The following is a 23695-nucleotide window of genomic DNA, read 5'->3' as shown; positions in this document are numbered from 1 at the left end:
TATTTTTTAATAAATCAATATATTCTATATAAATATACAAGAAAAGAGATAAAAATCTTTTTTTGAGATGAATAAAATTATTATTAACGTTAAATTTACTGTAACTTAATTTTGCTTTAACATATTTTTGTTAAAATAAGTATATTTACATAATATTAGGGAGGAAGTAAAAATGATATTTAGAGGAAGTTTTGATAATGATAAAAATATTGAAAAATTAGAGTATAAATTTATGGTATCAAATGGTATTAATAGAATCTCTTTAAATTTAAATAAGGGACCCTTTGAACATATAATAATATCTTTAGAGGATAGCGAAGGAAGAACTAGAATATTAACATCTTTTAAAACTACTAAGAAGAAATATTATTTAACAACGCATTGGGAGAGTACTTCAAATTGTTGTATTCCAGGAGAGTTACCAGAGGGGGAATGGAAATTAAAACTGTTAAAAAACTATGTTGTAAGTGACGAGTTTGAGTTAGAGATAAAAATTGAAAATGGAAATCTGATAAAAAAAGAAAATATGAAAAAGATAACTTTAAAAGATTGCTATTTAGATACAAAAGAGTGGTATGCAGGAGAGCTTCACAATCATACAAATATATCTGATGGAGGTATATCGTTAAGAGATATAAAAAAAGAATTAATTAAAAAAGAGATAGATTTTATATTTCCAACAGAACATAACAGTGTTTTAACAAAATATCCAGACATAGATATTCCTGTGATACCTTCAACAGAGCTGACATTAGATAATTTAGGGCACTTTAATCTTTTTGGTTTAAAAAAAATAATAGATTATTATAATCATATAGATGAAAATGATACCAAAGAGATTTCATTAACAAAAATATTTAAAGAGGTTAAAAAGCAAGGTGGATATGTATCATTAAATCATCCGTTTCATAATACTTCAAGAATGTTTTTAGGGTTGTTTTATAATATTGATTTAAAAGATTTAGATTTTATAGAGGTAATAAACTCTCCAACAAGAGAAGGGAATAATCCATATTATGATAAAAAAGCATTAGAAGCATTGGATATGTTATGGTGTGATGGACATAAAATATTTGCAGTAGGTGGAAGCGACAATCATGGAGAAAGTTTAGGAGATCCTTTAAACTATATAAGATTAGATAAATATGAAACTAAAAATATTTTAGAAAATATGAAAAAAGGACGAACTTATATATCTAGAGTAGGAGAGATAAAACTTAGAATGGAAAATAATGGACAGATTGTTTATCCAGGAGATGAAATATATGGTGAAATCAGCATAAAAATACTTTCTTCACAAACTTTAATTTGGAGAGTTATTAAAAATGGAAAAGTTATAAATATGATTGTAGGACAAGAGATTAATATTTTTAATGAACTTAAAGAGGGAGAATACCTAAGAATTGAGGGAGTATCAGAAAAAGATGAGCCTATGGTGGTAATAAATCCAATATATAATAGCTTAAAAAAACCATCTTTAGAAAAGTGGTTCCAAATAAAAGAAAAAATATGGGTAGAGTGAAAAAGTTAGCTTGAATACTAATTCAAAATAATAAAAATAAAAAAAGTATTGATTTATAGTACAAAAAGAGTTATTATTGGTGTACACTAAAAAATACATTTATTAGGAGGCTATTATGTCATATGCTTTTTTCATGCCATCAATTTCTTATATGGGAGAGGGATGTATTAAAAATCTAGGAAATGAAATTAAATCGAGAGGTTTAAAAAAGTCTTTAATAGTAACAGATAAAATATTAGTAAATATTGGTTTAGTTAAAAAATTAACAAATGTATTAGATGAGAATAAAATAGAGTATGTTATCTTTGATGAAACAAAACCAAATCCAACAGTGACAAATGTTAATGATGGATTGAAAATTTTAAAAGATAATGGATGTGATTTTGTAATATCTTTTGGTGGAGGATCACCTCATGATGCAGCAAAAGGGATAGCTTTAGTAGCTGCTAATGGTGGAGAGATAAAAGATTACGAAGGGGTAGATAGATCTGCACACCCTCAACTTCCTTTAATGTCAATAAATACAACAGCTGGAACAGCTTCAGAGATGACAAGATTTTGTATAATAACAGATGAAGATAGACATGTAAAAATGGCTATAGTAGATAAAAATGTAACTCCAATTATAGCTGTAAATGATCCAGAGTTAATGTTAGATATGCCAAAGAGTTTAACAGCAGCAACAGGAATGGATGCTTTAACACATGCAATAGAAGCTTATGTTTCAACAATTGCAACTCCAGTAACAGATGCATGTGCTGAAAAAGCTATAGAGCTGATTTCTAAAAACTTAAGAGATGCTGTATTTAATGGAAAAGATATTAAAGCAAGAGATAATATGGCTTATGCAGAGTATTTAGCAGGAATGGCTTTTAATAATGCTTCATTGGGATATGTTCATGCAATGGCCCACCAATTAGGAGGATTCTATGATTTACCTCATGGTGTATGTAATGCAATTTTACTACCTCATGTAGTTAGATATAATGCTGAAGTATCAAAAGAGAAATTAAGAAAAGTTGCAATATTGTTAGGAGTAAATCCTCATATTGTAAATGAAAATAATTCAGCTGATTTAGCAATAGAAGAGATTGTAAAGTTATCAAATGATATTGGAATTCCAAAAGGAATAAAAGAGTTAGGAGCTAAAGAGGAAGACTTTACTATTTTAGCAACAAATGCTTTAAAAGATGCATGTGGATTTACAAATCCTAAACAAGCTACGTTAGAGGAAATTATTGAGATATATAGAAGTGCAATGTAAAAAAATAATATAAATATTTTAAGTAAAGTGTCAGAAAATGTTTCTGGCACTTTTTTGTTTAAAATTTTATTTGAAGTTTAAAGATAGTTTTTACAATTAATTTACTGATAATTTATTTTATATTAACAGGAAGGTGTTAAAGTAAGTTAGAATTAAAGTTTTAGGGAGGAGAAATGATGAAAAAATTTGTTTTATTGGCAACACTTTTATCAACTGTTTTAACTTATGGAGAAACTTTACAAGAGATTCAAGAGAAAGCACAAAAAGAAGGGGAAGTATTATCCGTAGGAATGCCTGATAACTGGGCCAATTGGAAAGATACTTGGAGTCAAATAAAAGAAAAATATAATATAAAACATAGTGATACTGATATGAGTAGTGCTCAGGAAATTGCAAAATTTAAAAATGAGGGAAAAAATGCTACAGCAGATATTGGTGATATAGGAGCAGGATTTGCAAATATTGCTGTGAAACAAGGGGTTACTCAACCATACAAAACAAGCTATTGGGAAGAGGTACCAGAGTGGGCTAAAGATAAAAATGGACATTGGATGTTAGCTTATACAGGAACAATAGCCTTTATAGTGGATAAAGATAAAATTCCAGAAAAAGATATACCTAGATCTTGGGAGGCTTTAAAAAATAGCAAATTTAAAGTAAGTCCAGGAGATGTTGGAACAGCAGCTCAAGCTTCAAGTGCAGTTTTAGCAGCAGCTTATGCATTAGGTGGAGATGAAAATAATATAGAACCAGCAATAAAGTATTTTGCTAATTTAGCAAAAGAGGGAAGAGTATCAGCAGCAGCACCTAATATTCAAAATTTAGAAAAAGGTGAAGTTGAAGTTGGATTGATTTGGGATTTTAATGGTTTGAGCTATAGAGATTCAATTGATAAAGATAGATTTGAAGTTTTAATCCCTTCAGATGGTTCTCTTATAAGTGGATATACAACAATAATTAATAAATGGGCAAAGAATCCAAATGCAGCTAAATTAACAAGAGAATATATATTTAGTGATGATGGTCAAATAAATTTAGCTAAAGGAAATGCAAGACCAATTAGAAAAATTGAGTTGCCAGAGGATATAAAGAAAAGGATGATTCCAGATGAGCAGTATAAGAATGCAAGAGCTATTGAAAATCATGAGGCTTGGGACAAAACTTCAAAAAATTTAGGAAGAGTTTGGCAAGAGGAAGTTTTAGTAAATAGAAAGTAGGAGGGATTATGAAGAAGTTAATTTTAGTTTTAATCGATGGGATGGGAGATCACGTAAGTCACAAAATGGGATATTTAAAAGCTTTAGAATCAGCTAATATGGGGGAAAAATTTACTTTGCTAAGTGAACTTCCAAGTCTTTCAAGACCACTTTATGAAACTATTTTAACAGGGAAGACTCCAATAGAAAGTGGAATAATAAATAATCAGATAAATAGAATGTCTAAGGAGGAAAGTATATTTTCTTTGGCAAAAAAAGCTAATTTGAAAACAGCAGCCGTTGCATACCATTGGGTACACGAGTTATATAACGGACCTTTCAATATAGAAGAGGATATTGAAGTTGAAGATTTAGAAAAAAATATAAACTATGGAAGATTTTATTGGGAAGATAGCTATCCAGATTCTCATCTATTTTCTTTAACTAATAAGCTTATAAAAGATAAAAATCCAGACTTTTTACTTTTACATACTATGAATATTGATGATGCAGGTCATAAATATGGGGGACTTTCAAAAAAGTATGAAAATAGAGTTCACAAATTGAATTACTACTTCTCACACTATTTACCGATGTGGCAAGAGGCTGGATATGAGATTATAATAACTTCTGATCATGGAATGGATGAAAAGGGAAACCATGGAGGAGATAGCAAACTTGAAAGAGAAGTTCCTCTTTGGATTTTAGGAGATATGTCTAAAGATTATAAAGAGAAAAAAATAGATCAAAAAGATATAAAGAAAATATGTTGTGATATTTTAGGAGTAAGTTGAGATTGGAGGAAGCCTTGGAAAATATTTTAAAACTTGAGAAGTCCAAAAAAATAAGTATACCTAAAAGAGGTTTAAAAGAGCATGAGAAAGGATTTTTAATTTTAATTCCTTTTATAATTTTAATAGGAATGTTTTTAATAACTCCTTTTATCTCAGTTGTCATAGGAAGTTTTTTAAATGAATTTAATGAGATTACTTTAGAGAACTATGAGTATATATTAAAAAGTAAATTTATAAAGCAATCGGTTTTTAATTCCATAGAGCTTGCGCTAGTTTCAACTTTTGTTGGATTATTAATCTCTCTTCAAGGAGCATACTCTTTAAACAGATTAAAAAATAGTTCAAAAAAGAATATCTTACTATTTATAAATATGCTTTCAAATTTTAGTGGAATACCACTTGCTTTTGCTTTCATAATTCTTCTTGGAAGCAATGGAGTAATGACAATTTTACTGAAAAATATTGGGCTAATAGATGGGTTTGATGTTTATTCAAAAACTGGGTTGATGCTTATGTACATATATTTTCAGTTACCACTAGGATTACTTTTACTATATCCAGTATTTGATAGATTAGATCCTCAGTGGCAAGAGATGGTTAATATATTAGGGGGAGGAACTTTCACATTTTGGAAAAGAGTTGGAATTCCAGTTATGTTAAAAGAGATTTTAGGAACAGTACTTATAATGTTTGCAAATGCCATGGGAGCTTATGCATGTACGTTAGCTCTAACAAATGGAACATACAATGTAATGACAATAAGAATTACTAGCTATATAGCTGGAGAGGTAGCTTATGAACCAGGTATAGCTAGTGCAATGTCAATACTGTTAGGGGGAATATTGATTTTTGTTGTAATAATAAATGAAGTGATGTTAAAAAAGAAAAGAGGAAAATATGAAAAATAAAATTCATATATGGGTTGTAATAACTATATTAACGACACTGTTTTTACCAATATTAGGGACATTACTATACTCTTTAAGTACTAAATGGACTAATACTTTGTTACCTCAAAGTTTGACACTAAAATGGTATTTAGAAATTTTTCAAAATGAGATGTTTTTAAATGCTATTGGAAAAAGCTTTTGGATATGTTTAATCTCTCTGTTTTTTATAGGGATAGTACTTGTACCAACTGTATTTGTAGCTACTTACTACTTTAGAAAAATAGAAAAAATGATGGAGTTATTGGTGTTAATTTGTTTTGCTGTTCCTGGTGCAGTTTCAGTTGTAGGACTTATAAAATTATATTCAAATGAACCTTTTAGATTGGTAGGAACAACATATATTTTAGTGGGAGTATATTTTGTCTTAGCTTATCCCTTTGTTTATAGAGGGATAAAAAATAGTTTAGCTGGATTAAATATAAAGGAGTTAGTTGAAAGTGCTAATATATTAGGGGCTAGCACAAAAGTAGCTTTTTTTAGAGTGATAGTTCCAAATATTTCAAAGGGATTGAGTGTTTCAATGTTGCTAACTTTTTCTATGCTATTTGGAGAGTTTCTATTAGTAAATATGTTGGTTGGAGGAAAGTTTCAAACTGTTCAAATGTATATAAATAGTATAAAATCTGGATATAGTGGTCATTACTCAAGTGCTTTAGTAATAACGTATTTTGGGATACTATTGATGTTAACAACAATAGCTTTTTATATAGGAGAAAAAAATAATAGGAGATAGATAATATTATGAGTTTTATAGTTGGAAAAAATTTAGAGAAAAGATATGATAAAACTACAGTTTTTAAAAATATAAACTTTAATATAAAAAAAGGTGAGTTTGTGACACTTTTAGGACCATCAGGTTGTGGGAAGTCCACTCTTTTAAGATGTATAGCTGGATTAAATGAGATAAACAATGGAGATATTTATATTGAGGGAGAAAATGTAACAGATAAATCAGCTAAAGATCGTGGCATAGGAATGGTTTTTCAAAACTATGCTCTTTTTCCAAATATGACTGTATTTGAAAATATAGCTTTTGGTTTAGAGATGAAAAAGTTAAAAAAAGGTTATATAGAGAAAAAAGTTGATGAGATGTTAAAGTTAGTACATTTAGAGGAGAAAAGAGATTTTTATCCAGCCCAACTTTCAGGAGGACAAAAGCAAAGGGTAGCTATAGCTAGATCTTTAGCCACAGAACCTAAAATATTGCTTTTAGATGAGCCATTATCAGCTTTAGATGCTAAAGTTAGAAAATCTTTAAGAGAACAATTAAAAGAGATTCAAAAAGAAACTAACGTTACAACAATTTTTGTAACTCATGATCAAGAGGAAGCTCTTACAATTTCAGATAGAGTTTTTATAATGGATAAGGGAAATATAGTTCAAGTGGGAACTCCAGAAGAGATATATACAAATCCAAAGACAGTTTTTATGGCTCAATTTATTGGAAACTATAATATTTTGAAAGATGAGGAAACAAGAAAAGTTTTTGGAAATGAAATATTTGGAAATATAGCTATAAGACCAGAGGCTATATATGTAAGAGAGATTGAAAGAAACTATAATCTAGATGATTTCATACTAAAAAAAGGAATAGTTAAGGATTTTTCTATTTTAGGAAATGTAATTAGATATTTTATTGAGTGTAAGGGTGTCAGCTTAAGAGTGGATCTTTTAAATAGAGGACTTGGAAAGCTTTATGAAATAGGATCAGTTTTGGATTTGATGTTTTTGAAAAAGGAGATTAAATACTATTAACAAATCTTTTACGAAAACTTTATACTTATTTAACATCTGTATGTTAGACTGATTTTAGAAAATAAAAACTAAGGGGGAGTAAAGATGAGTAAAATGAAGATTAAGTTAGTAACACTAACAGCATTTTTAGCAATGACAGCTGTAACACAAGGGGTACAATTAAAAGATGTAAAGCCAGGATTTGCTAAAAATGTAATCTTTTTAATTCCAGATGGATCAAGTTCAACAGTATCAACTTTAACTAGAGCAGTATATAATGATGGTGAAAGTTTAAATATTGACGAGATGGCATCAGGAATGGTAAAAACTTATAACTCAGATACTTTTATAGCAGATTCAGCACCAGCAGGGACAGCTCTTGCAACAGGATGGAAAACACAGGATAAACTAATAGGGGTAAAACCTAAGGCAGCAACTCTAAATGGAGCAAGAGTTCCAGAGGTAGGAGATGAGTTAGCACCAGCAGCTTCAGTTTTAGAAGCAGCTAAGTTAGATGGGAAAGCTGTTGGAATTGTTGCAACTTCTGAAGTATTACATGCTACTCCAGCAGATTTTACAACACACTCAATACATAGAAATAACTACTCTGTAATAGGAGAACAGCAAGTTCATCAAAATTTAAATGTAGTTTTTGGAGGGGGGAAAAGTTATCTTAAAAAAGATAACGCAACAGAGGCAAACTCTAAAAAGCGTACTGATGGAGAGGATATGTTAGAGTCATTACAAGCTAATGGTTATAATATTGTTCAAACTTTAGATGAGATGAAAAGTTTAAATAAAGATTTTGTATGGGGGCTATTTGCTGAAAAAGATATGCCTTATGATTTAGATCGTGATAAAGGTACAACTCCATCTTTAGCAGAGATGACAGAGAAAGCTATTGAACTTTTATCAAAAGATAAAGATGGGTTTTTCTTAATGGTAGAGGGATCTAAAGTTGATTGGGCTGGACACGCAAATAATCCAATTGCCATTACATCAGAGTATGCAGCTTTTGACAAAGCTGTAGGAGTAGCATTAGATTATGCAAAGAAAAATAGTGATACTTTAGTAGTAGCAGTAACAGATCATGGAACTGGTGGATTATCTATAGGAAACTTAAAAACGTCATATAATTATCCTGAACTGCCTGTAGATGTATTTACAAAAGATATGAAAAAAGCTAAATTTACAGAGGTTCTAACAGCTGAAAAAATATCTAAAGATAAAGCTAATACAAAAAGTTTAGCTAAAGAGATGTTAGGGTTAGATTTAACAACTGAAGAGTTAAATATGATTGAAAAAACTCAAAAAACATCTGAGATAGAGACAATTTTAGGAAAAGCTATGAGTGAAAGAGCTCATTTAGGTTGGACAACAAATGGGCATACGGGAGAGGATGTACCTCTTTATGTTTACACGTCTAACTATGCAAATCAGTTGACAGGAACTGTTAATAATTCTGATATAGCTTTGTATATTGCAAAAGCTATGAATTTAGATTTAGATAAAGCAACAGATGAGTTATTTGTATCTGGTAAAAAAATTAAAGATATGGGAATAGAGTTAGATATAGATTCAACAAATAAATTCCAACCTGTATTCAAATTAAGTAAAAATGGAAAGCAGTACACATTCCATGAAAATAAAAATTACTATGAAACAGATGGAAAAAAAGTTAAGTTTAATGGAATAGTTGTATTTAATGGTAAAGAGGTATTCATTCCAAATGCAGCTATAAAAGATATAAAATAATAAAAAAGCCACTGAGAGTAAAATATATAAAAAATACTCTAAAGTGGCTTTTATTATTTTAAAATGTTTAATTTTTTAAAGATATATGTAATAACCACGGTTATAATAATTCCAATAAATGTGTCTAGAACTCTTTTGAATCCATATAAGTATGGAGCTTCAGAGGTAATTCTATAAACAATAATTAGAAAAACTACAGAAGCGATAGCAGAGGGTATTTTTAATTTTTTCTCACAAAAGAAAATGATGATAAACTCTCCAACAATGACTTTTAGTATTAACGGGAATGGAATATAAGAAAATATGATACCAATAACTCCACCGATTAGAGTACCAAAGCCTCTATTTTTAGCATTTTCTATTAGCTTTTCAAAATCCACATGAGTTATGATAACACAAGTTATTGCTGTATAAAAAAGACCAATGGGTTCTACATTGAAAAATTGACCAACTACAGTTGTAATAACGATAGATGTAATAGTGATTATAGTTTTTTGAATTAATTGATCCATAAAATTTAAACTCCTTCACTTAAATTGTGTATTTAACTTTTAATACAATAGTTGATGAAACTTTCCTATAAAAAAGAAAAAAATCTTTACTAATTATAGATACTCATATATAATTTAAGATAATAGAAAAATAGTAAGGAGTATCTATGATAAAGAATATGATGTTTATTTTACTTACTTTAGCTAGTTCTGCTATGGCTTCAATGGGAAGTTATTCAATTAATGAGAAATTAAATTTAGATTCATCTCTTTCAATAGAAAATATTAAGGTAAGAAAGAGTAATAGTTTTGCATTTACACCAAATAGTTCAGTAGAAAATCTATATAGAGAGTTAAATTTAACAAATAAAATGGATTTTACAACATTTTCAAATGCTATTTCGGGAATGAAAAAATTAAAAGATGTAAAAGAGGATATTATAACGATAATCGATTTTACAAAATCTTCAATTAAAGAGAGGTTTTTTGTAATTGATTTGAAAAATAAAAAGACACTATTTTCAACATATGTTATGCATGGAAAAAATAGTGGAGAAAGTATACCAAGAGAGTTTTCAAATGCTGTAAACTCTTTTAAAAGTTCACCTGGATTTTATAAAACAGAGAATACATATAACGGTGAATACGGATACTCTTTAAGATTAAATGGATTGGAAAAAGGGATTAATGATAAGGCTAGAGAAAGAGCTATAGTTGTTCATGGCTCTCAGTATGCTAAACCAAAACCAGGTGCGAAGAAATTAGATCGAAGCTTAGGGTGTCCTGCTATACCAAAAGAGATATCAGACAAAGTTATAAATAAGATAAAAGATGGAAGATTGCTATATATTCATACAAATGAAAAAAGTTATGCTCAAAAGAGTTCAATAATATAACTAAAATAGTACTACAGCGGAGGATTGATGCAAAAGAGTAAATATTTTAAAGGGAAAGAGTTAGTTTCACCAGAGGTATATAAAATTTATGGTGAGGAAGCAATTAAATTTATAGCAAAGGATATATTAATATTTTTAGATTTATTGAGAGAGGATTTGGGAGTTCCTATTTTAGTAAATAGACCAAGTGTAGGAATAACTCAAAGAGGATTAAGAACAACTATTGATAGTATAGTAAAAGATAAAGTTAAAAATAATAAGTTATATCTAAGTGCACATGTATTAGGAAGAGGTGTAGATTTTGAAGTTCCAAGTATGGATATGAAAAAAGTCTATGAAAGAATAATAAATAATCCTAGAAGATATTCAATGATAACAAGAATAGAGGATCCTAATGTGACATTAGCTAAGGGTTATATACATGTGGATAATATGGAAACTGGAAAAAATGGAATATATATATTTAAACCGTAAGCTAATTAAAGCTTACGGTTTTTTTATAAAGATATTTATTATTTTTTAGACTCGTGGAAAAGTTCGCTTAAAGTAACAATATTTTGTAATTCACTAGGAATAATAATTTTTGTAGCTTGACCATTTGCAACTTTTTCAAAAGCTTCCATCCCTTTTATCATAAGAACACTTTTATCAGGAGCAGCTTCTTTAATAAGTTTAATGGCTTCAGCATTAGCTCTTTGGATACTAAGAATAGCTTCTGCTTCTCCCTCAGCCTCTCTAATAGCCGTTTCTTTTTTAGCTTCAGCTCTTAATATAGCAGCCTCTTTTTCTCCCTCAGCAACTAATATAGCAGATGTTTTTTGTCCCTCAGCTCTAAGAATTGACTCTCTTCTCTCTCTTTCTGCCTTCATCTGCTTTTCCATAGCATCTTGAATTTCAGCAGGAGGAATAATATTTTTAAGTTCCACTCTATTTATCTTTATTCCCCAAGGATCAGTAGCCTCATCTAAAATAACTCTCATCTTAGTATTGATTGTATCTCTTGATGTTAAAGTAGCATCAAGTTCTAACTCTCCAATTAAATTTCTTAAAGTTGTTGCTGTTAAATTTTCAATAGCATTTAAAGGATTTTCAACACCATAAGTATATAACTTAGGATCAGTAATTTGGAAATAAACAACAGAGTCTATTTGCATAGTAACATTATCCTTTGTAATAACTGGTTGTGGTGGAAAGTCTATAACTTGCTCTTTTAAAGATACTCTTTTAGCAATTCTATCAACAAATGGGATTAAAACATTTAAACCAACATCCCAAGTAGCTAAGTATGCTCCTAATCTTTCTACAACGAAAGCTTGTGACTGAGCAACGATTCTAATATGTGTTCCAATTAAAAATACAGCAATAAGTATTAAAATAAATAAAAATAACATATAACCCCTCCTAATATTTTTTAGATAAAACTAATTTGTTTCCCACAATTTTCTCTACAATAGCTTCATCTCCAACGCTGAAGTTAGATTTAGATATACCTTCCCAGATTTTCCCATCTAAATATACAGTATAGAAATTATTACTTCCACGAACTTCAATTTTTTCGATTTTTACAACTTTTCCTTTAATACGATTTAACTCCTTACTATTTCCTTTAAAATGTTTTAAGGCAAGCTTTCGAATTAGAACTAAAAAAAGTAAAGAAGCACCAACGAAAATATAAAACTGATTTTCTAAGGAAGCTTCATAGAAAATCATTGTTAAAAAAGCTCCTAATGCAAACCAAATGGATATAAGCCCAAATGTTAAAATCTCAATAACTAAAAATACTACTCCTATAATAAACCAAAGTAACATAGTTACAGCTCCTTTCTTAAAAGATTAATATAATGTTCTAACATCAGAATTAATAACTACACTATCAGAGTTAAAAATAATAACCCATTTATATTGAGGATTATGATTATCTCTAGAACGACTTCCCTTACCGGCTCTAAATGAAGCAGAAAAAGAGTTATATCCAGGACTATTAATAGTTACATCATGGTATGTCCAAACAGTATTCCCTTGATTATTTACATCAACTGAGTATGGTTCACCAAAAATACTTTTAATCTCTTGTTGAGTTGTTTGATTTTCAACTACACTACTTTCAATAGTATATGTAGAGAGATTTTTATTATAAATAGAGTTATTGGTACAACTTAAATAGAAAAAACTTAAGAAAAGAAGTAAAGATATCTTTTTCATAAAAAACCTCCTTAATAATCTAGTTATAAAAATACTAACATAAAACTACTTAAGAAGCAATGAATTAAGAAAATATTAAATTGAAATAGAGAGGGATAAATGATATTATGTGATAAAAATTTGGAGGGTGATTATATGATAAGATGTCCTTGGTGTGAAAGTAGTGATTTATATAGAAAGTATCATGATGAAGAATGGGGGAAGCCTGTTTATGATGATAGAACTCATTTTGAGTTTTTAGTTTTAGAATCAGCTCAATCAGGGCTAAGTTGGATAACAATATTAAAAAAAAGAGAAAATTATAGAGTAGAGTATGATAACTTTAATCCAGATATAGTGGCTCTGTATGATGAAGACAAAATACTAAAAATGTTAGAAAATCCTGGTATAGTAAGATATAGAAAAAAGATAGAATCATCTATAAGTAATGCAAAAGAGTTTTTGAAAATTCAAAAAGAGTTTGGGTCTTTTAATGAATATATATGGTCTTTTACAGAAAAGAAAATTATAAAAAATAATTGGACAACTTTAAGTGAAGTTCCAGCAAAAACAGAGTTATCAGATACAATAGCAAAAGATTTGAAAAAAAGAGGATTTAAGTTCTTAGGAAGCACAACTGTTTACTCGTATCTACAAGCTATAGGAATAGTAAATGATCATCTATTAGAATGTCAATTTAGAGATTAAAAAAATGGATGAACAATAGGTTCATCCATTTTGTCTTTAAAATAAAGTGCTTGTAGATGCGTATGGATAATCAGATGTCCATACGTATTTCTCTGTTTTATAGCTATATTCAAATTTACAAGTATACGAAACAACTCTATTGATATTAATATACCCTTTATCCTCAGCAGCTTCAACACCTTTAGGATTTAAAAATGCAATAACTTTAAGCTCTCCAGAACCATAAGTTCCAACTTTTTTAAAGCTAACCATATGAGCTGAAGAAGTTTTTAAATCAAAACCATATTTTTCAGCTTCAGCTTTCAAAATATTTGTTTCAACAGTATCAGCTACCTTAGTATCGTTTACAGAATACTCCTTATATGGACTTGAAGAATCAACAGGTGTTTTTGATACTGCGTTGTCATTATTACACCCTACTAATAAAGACATGAAAACTAATGAAGCTAATAACTTTTTCATAATGCCCCTCCTATTTAATATATTTCAAAAAGAATATTTTTTATAATGTGGTTAGCTAAATTTTGTCCACACTCATCATAAAGAAGTCTATTTCTTTTCATAACTAGATAGTTATGTAAACTATGAAGATGTGAATACAGTGGTAATGCTTCCATCTCTTTATATATTTGAATTAGATGATTTCTATCTAACTCATCATAATATGCATTAGTTTTTTCAATGATAAAACTTTGTATATCTTTAGGAGATAAGTAGTTAGACTTTAAAATTATAGTTTGAATAGAGTAAATCTCTTTTTGTAAAACAATTGCTTTCTCAGAAGAATTGATATTTTTTGTAATAACTAAATAATTAATAAAATTTTGAAGTTGATTTGACATAATAATAAACTCCTCCTTCTTAAAAATTAAATGAACTTTTACCTTATAAATACTAAAAAAAATACGATTTCTTTTAAAAAAAATAAAATATTAAAAAAATAAAAAGTAATCATTTAAAGAGTAAGAATAGAGGTTGACAATCTAAATTAAAGGGATATAATACAGTTATTATAGCAACTACATTGGAGGTTGAAATCTATGGACAAAAAAGAACTTATAAAAAAACTTAATATATTAAGTAAATTTAATTTAGAGAAGTCGTTATTGGAAAATACAGCAACAGGAGTAACAATTCCTAAAATAAGATTATCTTTTGTTACTGGAGGGGGAATAATAACTGGTGATATTATGACTCTTGAGGAGCTAAAGGAGGAGTTTTTAGCATTTGGTTCTAATAAAAAAGATCATGAATCTTTATCAGAAGTGAATCCTTTAAGCTTAGTTCTTCATGACAATGATTTACAAAATTCTATTTATGATAGTTTTCTACCATTGAGAGATGTATCTATTGCCAACTCTGAGCATATAACTAAGTTAAACTTTTTAGCTTTATTTTATGATGAAGTAATTGGTGTAACTGTAGGGAAATAATTTAGAATTTTAAAAGATTAAGTTGCTATAGAAAAAGCTGCTAGATTGAAATATCATTTGGCAGCTTTTTAAATATGAGGAAATTTACTGGAGGGGAAGAGAATGAAATGGAATAAATTGTTATGTGAAAAAAGATTTAAACAAAGTTCAAATGAAGCTTATGAATTTGATGAAAGAAATGAATTTGATAAAGATTATTCTAGAATAATTTCTAGTTCATCCTTTAGAAGATTACAGGATAAAACTCAAGTGTATCCTTTAAAAAGAGGGGATTTTGTACGAACAAGATTGACTCACTCTCTTGAAGTTTCTCATATAGCCTCATCTATTGGAAAATCTATAGAAAAATATTTACAAAGAGGAGATCAAAAGATATCGTCATTACTATCAGTTACAGGATTGATTCATGATTTAGGAAATCCACCTTTTGGTCATTCAGGAGAATATATAATTCAGGATTTTTTTAAAGAGTATTTAAAAAAAAGTGGCTATGATAACATACTAACGAATATACAAAAAGAAGATTTATTATGTTTTGATGGAAACGTTCAAACATTTAGAATATTAAGAAAGCTACAGTATCTAGGAGATAAAGATAGCTATAATTTAACTTATGCAACTTTAGCTACGATAATGAAATATCCAACAAACTCTGTAGAAGGAAATAAAAAAGACAAAGGAAAACTTATTGAAAGAAAGTTTGGATATTTTGATAGTGAAAAAAGTGATTACGATAAAATTTTTGAAGAGATGGGTATAAAAGGAAAAAGACATCCAATAACATTTTTGTTAGAAGCAGCTGATGACATAGCATATTGCGTTGCTGATATAGAGGATGGAGTTCAGAAGAAATTTATAACACTTCAAGATTTAAAGAATATGTTGAAAAAAATAGGAAGAAAATCTTTAGAAGTACAGGAGTTATTAGAGAAAATAAAAGAGTACGAAGAGAAAAACAAAGAGATAGAAAATAGTAGTTTGTTTGAAAAGATTGTTGTTCAAAAAATTAAAATATATATTCAAGGAAAAATGATTCAAGAGGTTATAAAATCTTTTATAAAAAATGAAGAGTTTATTTTAGATGGTAATTTTAATAAAGAGTTACTAGATGATGGGGCATATAAAGAGATAAAAGATGGATTGAAGAATTTGGCTAAAAACAAGATATTTCAATCAAAAGAAAGAGTTTTTACAGATATTTTAGCAGCTAAAGTTTTAAGAAAGTTATTGAATATTTTTATTGAAGGGATGATAGATTGGTTAAACAATGGAGAGGAAGCATCTTTAACATCTAGAAATATAAGAGTGTTAATTTCTGAAAATTATATTATTAATTATGAGTCAGAGTTAAAAGAGTGTAAAAATAAAGGGGATGAAATCTATACGACTCTTAAACTATGTGTAGATTTTATAAGTGGGATGACAGATCAATTTGCAGTTGATTTATATAAAAAATTACAGGGAATTAGTGAGTAATAGATGAATAGAATCTTTTTATAAACTTTATTTTTTGATATAATAGAATAAGAGAATAAAATATTTTTGTCAGGAAGGGGTTTTAGAAGATGAAAGAGTATATCTCAATAAGAGATATTGTAAAAAGTATGGATTTAACAACAAGAACATTAAGATATTATGAAGAAATTGGTTTAATAAAAGCTTCTCAAGAGGGAAGAGGAAATAGATTTTACTCTAAAGAGGAGATAAATAAGCTGATATATCTAAATGAGCTTAAAAATAGAGGGTTTAGTTTAAAAGAAATAGAGGGACTTTTGGGAAATAAATGCTGTAATCAAAAAAATATATATTTAAAATCAAGAGTTGAAGAGAATGAAAAAACAATAAATTATTTAAAATGGCAAAATGAAAAAATAGAAGAAGAGATGGATATAATTGAAAAGTTTGGCTTGGAAAATATATTTATAAACATTGAAGATATGCCATTGAGAAAGTATTTTACTGTTAAAGAGAGCAATAAAATTTATAATGATCCAGATGTAGAAAGTGTTTGGAATTTAGAAAATTATGACATAATGGATGAAAAAACTTATGGTGGAGATTTTGAAAAAATACTTTCAAAAGAGTCTGATGAGTATACTTTAGAACTTTATCCTCACAAAAATGGAGATTTTATTTTACCAGAAGGAAAATATCTAGTTGCTTATTCAAGAGATGGATTAAATAAACAGTTTGAAATCTTTAAAAAAATGGAGAGTTTTTTAAAAGAGAGAGCGCTAGAATATGAAAATAGAGTTTATGTAGAAAATAAATTTAGAATCTTTTGTAAAAGAGAGCGAAAAGTTGTTTTAATAACAAAAGCTTTTATAAAGATTTCATAAAATTACAAAAAAGATTATAAATTAATCATATTAAATTTATTTTAAATCAATTTTAACGTAACGTCAAAAAAATATTGACGTTACGTTATTTTTTTAATATACTAGCATTATTGAAAAAACTTGAGGAGGATTTTATGGAAGGCAATTTGAAAAAAGGTTTATTTTTTGGTGGATTAGTTGGATTTGCATGGGGATTAGACACTGTTTTAATGGGACTTGTAGGAAGTAGTACAATTTTAAAAACATCATCATCGAGTACGTTAGTTTCAGCATTTTTACATGATGCGTTTTGTTTTTTTTGGTTAGTTTTAGTTGCTCTATTTAACAGACAACTTATGGATACTTTTAAACTTTTAAAAACAAAAAAAGGGAAGGCAACATTTTTAGCAGCACTAGTTGGAGCTCCTATTGGAATGAGTGGATATGTAATAGGAATTAAATATGCAGCCCCAGCGTATGCATCAAGTTTATCAGTTATATATCCAGGAGTGGGAGCAGTTTTATCATATTTCATACTTAAAGAAAAACTTTCAAAAAGAGCTATTATTGGAATAACAGTAAGTTTAGTAGGATCTGCAGCGCTTGGATATTCAAAAGTAGATTTAAATATGTACCCAGAGTTCTACAAAGGTATGGCCTTTACTTTATTAGCAGTTTTAGGGTGGGCTTCAGAGGGAGTTATAATAGGATATGCAATGAAAAAAATAAAAGATGAAGAGCATATAAAAGCTACTCCACAGCAATTTTTAACACTTAGATATTTAACATCTTTTGTTGTCTATGGAGCTATAATTATGCCAATGGTAGATGGTTATAAAGTGGTAGGACAATTAGCAGCAAATAGGGAACTTTTATATTTTCCAGGAATTGCTATATTAGGAGCAATAACATATTTATCATGGTATAAGGCAGTAAATTATATTGGTGCATCAATGGGAACAGCTTTAAATAGTACTGCAGCATTTTGGGCAATTGCATTTAGTAGCTTAATATTAGGAACAGAGATAACTCCATACTTAGCTATTTGTGGGTTAGTTATAATATTAGGAGTATTTATATTTGCTGTAGATTTTAAAGAGTTTTTTGGTAAAAAAAACAAAGTTCAGAAATTAAAAGAGGTATAAAAAATGTTAAAAAAAGAGATAGTAGAAAATATGAAACATATTGTAGATAACTGTATGGGAGACTCGAAATCAGCTTGTACAACAGCTTGTCCTATGAATACAGATGCTAAAAAATATATAGCTTTAATGGGAGACAATAGAGGAGAGGAAGCTATAAAAGTTATAAGAGAGGAACTTTTTATACCAAGAATATTAGGTAGAGTTTGTGCCCATCCATGTGAAAGTGCATGTAGAAGAGGAGAAGAGGATGAGGCTATATCTATAGCAGGATTAAAAAGATATATAGCTGATAATTATGACAATCCTGACATGTGGGATTTATCAAAAAAGGATTCTACAGGAAAAAAAGTAGCGATTATTGGATTTGGGCCAGCTGGAGCTCAAGGAGCTATAACACTTTTAAAAGAGGGGCATGAGGTTACTATATTTGAAAAAAACTCGTTTTCTGGTGGAATGTTAAGATATGGAATACCAGAATATAGACTTCCAAGAGATATAATAGAGAGTGAATTTAGTCTAATAAATAGATTAGGTGGAAAAGTAAAATTTAATATAGAGGTAGGAAAAGATATTTGCTTTGAAACTTTAGAAAAAGAGTATGATGCTGTTTTAGTATCTATAGGAAAGCAGATTGGTAGAAAAGATAGAACATTAGATAACCATGATGCAAAAGGTATTTTAACAGCTGTAGAATTTTTAAAAGAGGTTTCTTTAACAAGAGAATCAAAAGAAGCTAAAGGAAATATTTTAACAGTTGGTGGAGGAGATGTTGCCATGGATTGTGCAAGATCTGCTTTAAGATTAAAAAATTCTAAAAATTCATACGTATTATTTTTAGAGAAGAATTTAGAGTCACTTACAGCATCTAAGCATGAAGTTGAAAGTGCGATGGCAGAGGGAGTAAAATTTATTCCAAGTTTTGGAATAAAGGAGATTTTAATTAATGAAGAGGGAAGAGTAAATGAGATTATTATAAAAAAATGCGAATCACTATTTAATGAAAATGGTGAGTTTTCTCCAAAGTTTAATGAAGAGGAAATAGAAAAAATAGATATTGATACATTGATATTTGCTATTGGACAAGGTGTTGATTTAACTATAAATAGTGGAGAGAGATTTCAGTTTAATAAAGAGAGTTTACAAAATGAGAAAAATCCTAAAATTTTTTATGCAGGAGATTGTGCTTCTTCAAATATAGTTGTTCAAGCTATGGCAGAGGGAAGAAGAGCAGCTAAATCTATTATAAGATTTTTAAATAATGAAGATGTATGGATGGGAAGAGATATAACTTTAGAAGGCGGGAAAAGTGAAACCAAACTTTATTTACCAACAGAGTATCTACCAGAAAGCTGGAATTTAGATAGTAAAATTAAAAGAAGAAAAGGTGAGGAGCTAGATCCTAAAGAGAGAATAAAAACATTTTTAGAAGTTGAAAAAACATTTACACATAAAATAGCTTTAGAAGAAGCAAGTAGATGTTTGCAGTGTGAATGTAAGCTTTGTATGAAAGAGTGTATGATGATGCCAGAATATACATCTTGTCCTAAAGAGTTATTTAAAGAGTATCTAGAAAAAGGTTATGAGAATATGGATATGAACATAGCGTACTCTTGTAATGAGTGTAAACAATGTACTATAAAATGTCCAAACAGTTTTGAAATAAGAGAAAACTTTATGGAGATGCGTAAGGAGTATGTAAAAGCTAATGGGGATATATCACCATTAGATGGACACACTGGTTTAGATGATGGTCAAGAGTTGGAATGTAGTAAAAAATACTCAGTAACAATTCCTGGGAAAAAACAAACTAAGTATGTTTTAATACCTGGATGTACTGTACCAGCATCATTTCCAGAGTTAGTAGAGGAAACATATGAGCATATGAAGAAAACTTTAGGCGAGGACAATGTAGGAATCATATTACAATGTTGTGCTAAACCAACTGAGATTATTGGTGAAACAAAGTTATTTGAAGAAAGATATTCAAGAGTTCAAAAAGAGATAGATGAAATAGAGGCAGATGTTATAGTAACTCTTTGTCCATCATGCTATTTAACATATGAAAAATATTCTGGAAGAAAAGTTATATCATATTGGGATTTGATGAAAGAGGAGATTGGAATACCAAAAGATAAAAAAGATATAGGAAAAGATTCTGATGTTATATTTAATATTCATGATTCGTGTCCAACAAGATATGTAACTTCACATCACGATAGTATTAGATGGGTCTTATCACAACTTGGATATAAAGTAGAAGAAATGGCTAATATTAGAGAGAATACAAGATGTTGTGGAGTTGGGGGAATGCTTGGATGTATAAATGCGGATCTTTATAAAAGAATTGTTGATAGAAGAGTTAGTGATGCAACTCAAGATCACATAATTTCTTATTGTGGATCATGTAGAGGCAGTATGGAACTTGGTGGATTAGATTCTCTTCATATACTACAACTTATACATGGTAGCTGCTATTATAAAAAAGATGCTAAAAAAAGAAGTGATAATTATGGATTACATAATAGATTAGAAGCTAAAAGAAGAGTTTCAAAATAAAAAATGTTAGATAATTTATTGTTTGCCTAAGAAAAATTTCTTTGATATACTTTATAAAAAGTGTGGAGGAAATTATGGTAGAGAACAAAAATACAGATCATTGCCCAGTAGAATTAACAGCATTAATTTTAGGTAAAAAATGGGTTCCGACAATTATTTTTAGTTTAAAAGATATAGAGCTAAGACTTGGAGAGTTACAGCGTCTATTAGGTTGTAGTAAGAAGATTCTAATTGAACAACTAAATATATTAGTTTTACATAAAATTGTAGAAAATAGAAAAGTATATAAGGGGAATACAGTTGAGTCTTACTATACTTTAACAGATTGTGGGAAAGAGCTTTTGCCAATTTTAAAAGATATGAAATCTTTTGGTTGTAAGTTTGAAGAGAATATAAAAAAATAAGTTATTTTAAAAAAAGGAGGAATTATTTCCTCCTTTTTCTCATAATTGTTATTAAGTATTCTATATTAATTTTCTCTATAAAGAGGATAGAAATCGTGTAGTGTTACAGGGTGTATATTTAATCCTTTTAAATCTTTTTGAGCTCCAACAATAATAACACTATTATAAAGCATAACATGTGGAGTATCTTTAAGAATTTGCTCTTGAGCTTGTTGATATATTTTTAAACGCTCACTTTCGACTACAGTTATTTTTCCTGCATCTAAAAGTTTATCTACAGTTTCATTAGAGTAAAAAGAACGATTTCCAGGACTACCGATAGATTTAGAATGAAACATAGGATATAAACCATAATCAGCATCTCCAGTTACAGTTCCCCAAGAACCTAAAAACATATCAAAGAATCCTTTTTCTGTTAAATCATAAAAAGTTCCACTTTCAACGATATTTATTTTTAAATCTACTCCAATCTCTTTTAAATTAGCTTGAATCACTTCAGCAATAGCTTTTTCATCACTAGATCCCATAGTAAGAAGTTCTAAAGTGATATCTCCTTCATTACCTAAACTTTTCATTAGTTCCTTTGCTTTTTCAGGATTGTAGCCCACATTTTTAACAGTATCTGTAAAACCAAATACATTTGGAGCTATAACTGAGTTGGCAACATCTCCATAACCATTTAAAATAATATTAACAATGGCTTCTTTGTCAATGGCATAATCAATAGCTTTTCTTAGGTTTTCATTTTTGAAAACATCTTTTTTATTATTGAACCCTAAGTATCTATATGAATATGAGGGTTTTGTATATAAAACAAGGTCACTGTTTTCCTTTATTTTTGAGGCATCAACAGTACTTATATCTAGAGCTACATCAATCTCTTTTGTTTCTAAAGCAATCTCCCTATTTGTAGGTTCTGTTATTGTTTTAAATATAAGTTTATCAAATGATGGTGGAGTTAAGAAGTAATCATTATTTTTATCTAAAACTACTTGATCTCCAATAATCCATGAATTATATTTATAAGGACCAGTTCCAACAATTTCAGGATTTTCTCCAGAAGACTCAATTACTTTTTTACTAACTATCCCAAGTGCAGGATGAGAAAGGTGATATAGTAATGGTGCAAAAGGAGTTTTTGTAACAATTCTAATTGTATTAGGTTCTACTATTTCAATTTTTTCAATGGGGGGAACAATAAAACTTATTCTAGGAGATTTCATCATTCTTTCAAAGGAAAATTTAATATCCTCTAGCTGTAGTTTATCTCCGTTATGGAATTTGATATTATCTCTTATTTTAAAATCATAAGTTCTATCATCAACTTTATTCCAGCTTTCAGCTAACCCAGGAATGATATTTCTATCTCCATCAATTTCAACTAACCTAGAATAGATTTGTTTGTTTATTCTTAAAGAAAATCCATCATTGGCATTATGAACATCAAGAGATCTAGGATTTCCACTCTGGGCTATTTTCAATGTATTATCTGTATTTTTCGTATTCTCTTTAGTACAACTGAAAAAAATCACTGTAAAAATTAAGAATATGAGAAATTTTATTTTTTTTGATTTTTCAATAGGTTTCATGCTTACCTCCGTTAAATTATGATAAGAGCTATATTACCATAATTTAAGTTTAAGGTAAATTGGTTACAAAAAAGTAACCACTAAAAAGTTGATTTACTTTAGTTTATTTACTGCATAATCCATAACTTGAGCAAAGCTATCTCTAATAACTAGAGTTGCATATTGATCATATTTAGTTTCATCTGCATTTATAATAACTAAATTTCTTCCTTTAAAATATTGTATATAATAAGCTGCTGGATATACAGTTAAGCTTGTTCCAGCGACAATTAAAGTATCAGCTTTTTTTATAGCAGTAATGGCAAGCTCAGTGACCTCTTCATCTAAATTTTCTCCATAAAGAGTTACAGGTGGACGAGTTATACCACCACAGTCACATCTAAAATTTTTAGGTTCCTTTTTTCCACAAGCTAAGCAGTAAAAATGAGAGATATTTCCATGAAGTTCTAATACATTTATAGAACCTGCATCTTGGTGCAAATTATCAATATTTTGTGTAATAACAGCTTTAAGTTTTCCCATTTGTTCTAATTTAACTAAAGCAAGATGACCTTTATTAGGTTTTATATTTTTAAAGTTCATTTTTTCTTCTAGAAATTCATTGAAAATTTTTCTGTTTTGTAAAAAGAAATCAATATGTAAAATTTCTTCTGGGTCATAGCCTTTATATTTTCTACTATAAAGACCATCCTTTCCTCTAAAGTCTGGAATACCACTCTCTGTGGAAGTTCCTGCTCCACCGAAAAAAACAATGTTATT

General features: G+C 28.9%; 25 protein-coding genes. 17 read left to right on the top strand and 8 right to left on the bottom strand.

From position 1 onward, the window contains the following. Nucleotides 1-172 precede the first annotated feature (172 nt). The 8 genes from HMPREF0202_RS11285 to HMPREF0202_RS11250 all read left to right on the top strand — a co-directional run bounded on the left by HMPREF0202_RS11285 (nt 173) and on the right by HMPREF0202_RS11250 (nt 9215). Nucleotides 173-1522, top strand: coding sequence for a CehA/McbA family metallohydrolase (locus HMPREF0202_RS11285; RefSeq protein ID WP_023050924.1), 1350 nt, complete (start codon nt 173-175; stop codon nt 1520-1522). A 115-nt stretch (nt 1523-1637) separates the two neighbouring features. Continuing rightward, nucleotides 1638-2786, top strand: coding sequence for an L-threonine dehydrogenase (gene yiaY / locus HMPREF0202_RS11280; protein WP_040407349.1), 1149 nt, complete (start codon nt 1638-1640; stop codon nt 2784-2786). A gap of 176 nt (nt 2787-2962) precedes the next feature. Then, nucleotides 2963-4003, top strand: coding sequence for an ABC transporter substrate-binding protein (locus HMPREF0202_RS11275; protein WP_040407348.1), 1041 nt, complete (start codon nt 2963-2965; stop codon nt 4001-4003). An 8-nt stretch (nt 4004-4011) separates the two neighbouring features. Further along, complete coding sequence (locus HMPREF0202_RS11270) at nt 4012-4776, top strand: alkaline phosphatase family protein (RefSeq protein WP_023050921.1); 765 nt, start codon at nt 4012-4014, stop codon at nt 4774-4776. Nucleotides 4777-4790: 14 nt separating this feature from the next. After that, nucleotides 4791-5684 carry an ABC transporter permease gene (locus tag HMPREF0202_RS11265; protein ID WP_040407346.1) on the top strand — a complete coding sequence of 298 codons (894 nt, stop codon included), beginning with the start codon at nt 4791-4793 and terminating at the stop codon, nt 5682-5684. Then, on the top strand, nt 5674-6459 hold the full coding sequence (locus tag HMPREF0202_RS11260; RefSeq protein WP_023050919.1) for an ABC transporter permease: 786 nt from the start codon (nt 5674-5676) through the stop codon (nt 6457-6459). Before HMPREF0202_RS11265 ends, HMPREF0202_RS11260 begins: the two co-directional genes overlap by 11 nt. An 8-nt stretch (nt 6460-6467) precedes the next feature. Continuing rightward, nucleotides 6468-7481 (top strand): ABC transporter ATP-binding protein, encoded by a 1014-nt coding sequence (locus HMPREF0202_RS11255; RefSeq protein WP_023050918.1) that lies wholly within the window; start codon nt 6468-6470, stop codon nt 7479-7481. An 84-nt stretch (nt 7482-7565) separates the two neighbouring features. Beyond that, nucleotides 7566-9215, top strand: coding sequence for an alkaline phosphatase (locus HMPREF0202_RS11250; protein ID WP_023050917.1), 1650 nt, complete (start codon nt 7566-7568; stop codon nt 9213-9215). A 53-nt stretch (nt 9216-9268) separates the two neighbouring features. Here the strand turns inward: HMPREF0202_RS11250 and HMPREF0202_RS11245 are convergent, their stop codons facing one another. Next, a complete protein-coding gene (locus HMPREF0202_RS11245) occupies nt 9269-9727 on the bottom strand; it encodes an FUSC family protein (protein ID WP_023050916.1) in 459 nt (152 codons plus the stop codon). Between the two features lie 146 nt (nt 9728-9873). Here HMPREF0202_RS11245 and HMPREF0202_RS11240 point away from each other — a divergent pair, with 146 nt between their 5' ends. Together HMPREF0202_RS11240 and HMPREF0202_RS14835 are read left to right on the top strand one after the other, a co-directional pair. After that, nucleotides 9874-10602, top strand: a complete 729-nt coding sequence (locus HMPREF0202_RS11240) for a murein L,D-transpeptidase catalytic domain family protein (protein ID WP_023050915.1) — start codon at nt 9874-9876, stop codon at nt 10600-10602. A gap of 27 nt (nt 10603-10629) precedes the next feature. After that, nucleotides 10630-11076 carry a hypothetical protein gene (locus HMPREF0202_RS14835; RefSeq protein WP_023050914.1) on the top strand — a complete coding sequence of 149 codons (447 nt, stop codon included), beginning with the start codon at nt 10630-10632 and terminating at the stop codon, nt 11074-11076. A 38-nt stretch (nt 11077-11114) separates the two neighbouring features. Here the strand turns inward: HMPREF0202_RS14835 and HMPREF0202_RS11230 are convergent, their stop codons facing one another. Genes HMPREF0202_RS11230 through HMPREF0202_RS11220 form a run of 3 tightly spaced genes read right to left on the bottom strand, consistent with a single transcriptional unit; the run spans nt 11115 to nt 12804 of the window. Further along, on the bottom strand, nt 11115-11993 hold the full coding sequence (locus HMPREF0202_RS11230; protein ID WP_023050913.1) for an SPFH domain-containing protein: 879 nt from the start codon (nt 11991-11993) through the stop codon (nt 11115-11117). Between the two features lie 10 nt (nt 11994-12003). Beyond that, the gene (locus HMPREF0202_RS14830) at nt 12004-12411 is read right to left on the bottom strand and encodes an NfeD family protein (protein WP_023050912.1); all 408 of its coding nucleotides are present in this window, start codon (nt 12409-12411) and stop codon (nt 12004-12006) included. A gap of 24 nt (nt 12412-12435) precedes the next feature. Next, on the bottom strand, nt 12436-12804 hold the full coding sequence (locus tag HMPREF0202_RS11220) for a hypothetical protein (protein ID WP_023050911.1): 369 nt from the start codon (nt 12802-12804) through the stop codon (nt 12436-12438). A gap of 135 nt (nt 12805-12939) precedes the next feature. Between HMPREF0202_RS11220 and HMPREF0202_RS11215 the strand changes: the two genes are divergently transcribed. Beyond that, nucleotides 12940-13491: a DNA-3-methyladenine glycosylase I gene (locus HMPREF0202_RS11215; RefSeq protein ID WP_040407354.1), complete on the top strand. Its 552-nt coding sequence runs from the start codon at nt 12940-12942 to the stop codon at nt 13489-13491. Between the two features lie 36 nt (nt 13492-13527). On the opposite strand, the gene HMPREF0202_RS11210 is transcribed toward HMPREF0202_RS11215, so the two are convergent. Both HMPREF0202_RS11210 and HMPREF0202_RS11205 read right to left on the bottom strand, forming a co-directional pair. After that, a complete protein-coding gene (locus HMPREF0202_RS11210) occupies nt 13528-13953 on the bottom strand; it encodes a hypothetical protein (protein WP_023050909.1) in 426 nt (141 codons plus the stop codon). A 14-nt stretch (nt 13954-13967) separates the two neighbouring features. Beyond that, nucleotides 13968-14333 (bottom strand): hypothetical protein, encoded by a 366-nt coding sequence (locus tag HMPREF0202_RS11205; protein WP_023050908.1) that lies wholly within the window; start codon nt 14331-14333, stop codon nt 13968-13970. Nucleotides 14334-14531: 198 nt separating this feature from the next. Between HMPREF0202_RS11205 and HMPREF0202_RS11200 the strand changes: the two genes are divergently transcribed. The 6 genes from HMPREF0202_RS11200 to HMPREF0202_RS11175 all read left to right on the top strand — a co-directional run bounded on the left by HMPREF0202_RS11200 (nt 14532) and on the right by HMPREF0202_RS11175 (nt 21347). Then, nucleotides 14532-14924, top strand: coding sequence for a hypothetical protein (locus HMPREF0202_RS11200; RefSeq protein WP_023050907.1), 393 nt, complete (start codon nt 14532-14534; stop codon nt 14922-14924). A 102-nt stretch (nt 14925-15026) separates the two neighbouring features. Further along, nucleotides 15027-16400: a dGTP triphosphohydrolase gene (gene dgt / locus HMPREF0202_RS11195; protein WP_023050906.1), complete on the top strand. Its 1374-nt coding sequence runs from the start codon at nt 15027-15029 to the stop codon at nt 16398-16400. A gap of 89 nt (nt 16401-16489) precedes the next feature. Continuing rightward, nucleotides 16490-17263, top strand: a complete 774-nt coding sequence (locus HMPREF0202_RS11190) for a MerR family transcriptional regulator (RefSeq protein WP_023050905.1) — start codon at nt 16490-16492, stop codon at nt 17261-17263. A 134-nt stretch (nt 17264-17397) separates the two neighbouring features. Beyond that, entirely contained in the window at nt 17398-18387 is a 990-nt protein-coding gene (locus HMPREF0202_RS11185) for a DMT family transporter (RefSeq protein ID WP_040407343.1), read from the top strand. Nucleotides 18388-18390: 3 nt separating this feature from the next. Continuing rightward, complete coding sequence (locus tag HMPREF0202_RS11180) at nt 18391-20943, top strand: FAD-dependent oxidoreductase (RefSeq protein WP_023050903.1); 2553 nt, start codon at nt 18391-18393, stop codon at nt 20941-20943. Nucleotides 20944-21017: 74 nt separating this feature from the next. After that, nucleotides 21018-21347: a winged helix-turn-helix transcriptional regulator gene (locus HMPREF0202_RS11175; protein WP_040407341.1), complete on the top strand. Its 330-nt coding sequence runs from the start codon at nt 21018-21020 to the stop codon at nt 21345-21347. 65 nt (nt 21348-21412) lie between these two features. Here HMPREF0202_RS11175 and HMPREF0202_RS11170 read toward each other — a convergent pair whose 3' ends face one another. After that, entirely contained in the window at nt 21413-22879 is a 1467-nt protein-coding gene (locus HMPREF0202_RS11170) for an ABC transporter substrate-binding protein (RefSeq protein WP_245576464.1), read from the bottom strand. A gap of 150 nt (nt 22880-23029) precedes the next feature. Then, complete coding sequence (locus HMPREF0202_RS11165; protein WP_051364166.1) at nt 23030-23689, bottom strand: NAD-dependent protein deacylase; 660 nt, start codon at nt 23687-23689, stop codon at nt 23030-23032. Between the last annotated feature and the right edge of the window lie 6 nt (nt 23690-23695).

This window comes from Cetobacterium somerae ATCC BAA-474 (assembly GCF_000479045.1).
Classification (GTDB): domain Bacteria; phylum Fusobacteriota; class Fusobacteriia; order Fusobacteriales; family Fusobacteriaceae; genus Cetobacterium_A; species Cetobacterium_A somerae.
This window is presented reverse-complemented; position numbering and strand designations above follow the sequence as displayed.

Coding starts and splice junctions, on each gene's coding strand:
- HMPREF0202_RS11270 (WP_023050921.1), top strand. CDS start 4,012: ATGAAGAAGTTAATTTTAGTTTTAATCGATGGGATGGGAGATCACGTA.
- HMPREF0202_RS11210 (WP_023050909.1), bottom strand. CDS start 13,953: ATGAAAAAGTTATTAGCTTCATTAGTTTTCATGTCTTTATTAGTAGGG.
- HMPREF0202_RS11190 (WP_023050905.1), top strand. CDS start 16,490: ATGAAAGAGTATATCTCAATAAGAGATATTGTAAAAAGTATGGATTTA.
- HMPREF0202_RS14835 (WP_023050914.1), top strand. CDS start 10,630: ATGCAAAAGAGTAAATATTTTAAAGGGAAAGAGTTAGTTTCACCAGAG.
- HMPREF0202_RS11245 (WP_023050916.1), bottom strand. CDS start 9,727: ATGGATCAATTAATTCAAAAAACTATAATCACTATTACATCTATCGTT.
- HMPREF0202_RS11200 (WP_023050907.1), top strand. CDS start 14,532: ATGGACAAAAAAGAACTTATAAAAAAACTTAATATATTAAGTAAATTT.
- HMPREF0202_RS11285 (WP_023050924.1), top strand. CDS start 173: ATGATATTTAGAGGAAGTTTTGATAATGATAAAAATATTGAAAAATTA.
- HMPREF0202_RS11275 (WP_040407348.1), top strand. CDS start 2,963: ATGAAAAAATTTGTTTTATTGGCAACACTTTTATCAACTGTTTTAACT.
- HMPREF0202_RS11260 (WP_023050919.1), top strand. CDS start 5,674: ATGAAAAATAAAATTCATATATGGGTTGTAATAACTATATTAACGACA.
- HMPREF0202_RS14830 (WP_023050912.1), bottom strand. CDS start 12,411: ATGTTACTTTGGTTTATTATAGGAGTAGTATTTTTAGTTATTGAGATT.
- HMPREF0202_RS11255 (WP_023050918.1), top strand. CDS start 6,468: ATGAGTTTTATAGTTGGAAAAAATTTAGAGAAAAGATATGATAAAACT.
- yiaY (WP_040407349.1), top strand. CDS start 1,638: ATGTCATATGCTTTTTTCATGCCATCAATTTCTTATATGGGAGAGGGA.
- HMPREF0202_RS11215 (WP_040407354.1), top strand. CDS start 12,940: ATGATAAGATGTCCTTGGTGTGAAAGTAGTGATTTATATAGAAAGTAT.
- HMPREF0202_RS11220 (WP_023050911.1), bottom strand. CDS start 12,804: ATGAAAAAGATATCTTTACTTCTTTTCTTAAGTTTTTTCTATTTAAGT.
- HMPREF0202_RS11230 (WP_023050913.1), bottom strand. CDS start 11,993: ATGTTATTTTTATTTATTTTAATACTTATTGCTGTATTTTTAATTGGA.
- dgt (WP_023050906.1), top strand. CDS start 15,027: ATGAAATGGAATAAATTGTTATGTGAAAAAAGATTTAAACAAAGTTCA.
- HMPREF0202_RS11250 (WP_023050917.1), top strand. CDS start 7,566: ATGAGTAAAATGAAGATTAAGTTAGTAACACTAACAGCATTTTTAGCA.
- HMPREF0202_RS11180 (WP_023050903.1), top strand. CDS start 18,391: ATGTTAAAAAAAGAGATAGTAGAAAATATGAAACATATTGTAGATAAC.
- HMPREF0202_RS11175 (WP_040407341.1), top strand. CDS start 21,018: ATGGTAGAGAACAAAAATACAGATCATTGCCCAGTAGAATTAACAGCA.
- HMPREF0202_RS11205 (WP_023050908.1), bottom strand. CDS start 14,333: ATGTCAAATCAACTTCAAAATTTTATTAATTATTTAGTTATTACAAAA.
- HMPREF0202_RS11185 (WP_040407343.1), top strand. CDS start 17,398: ATGGAAGGCAATTTGAAAAAAGGTTTATTTTTTGGTGGATTAGTTGGA.
- HMPREF0202_RS11240 (WP_023050915.1), top strand. CDS start 9,874: ATGATAAAGAATATGATGTTTATTTTACTTACTTTAGCTAGTTCTGCT.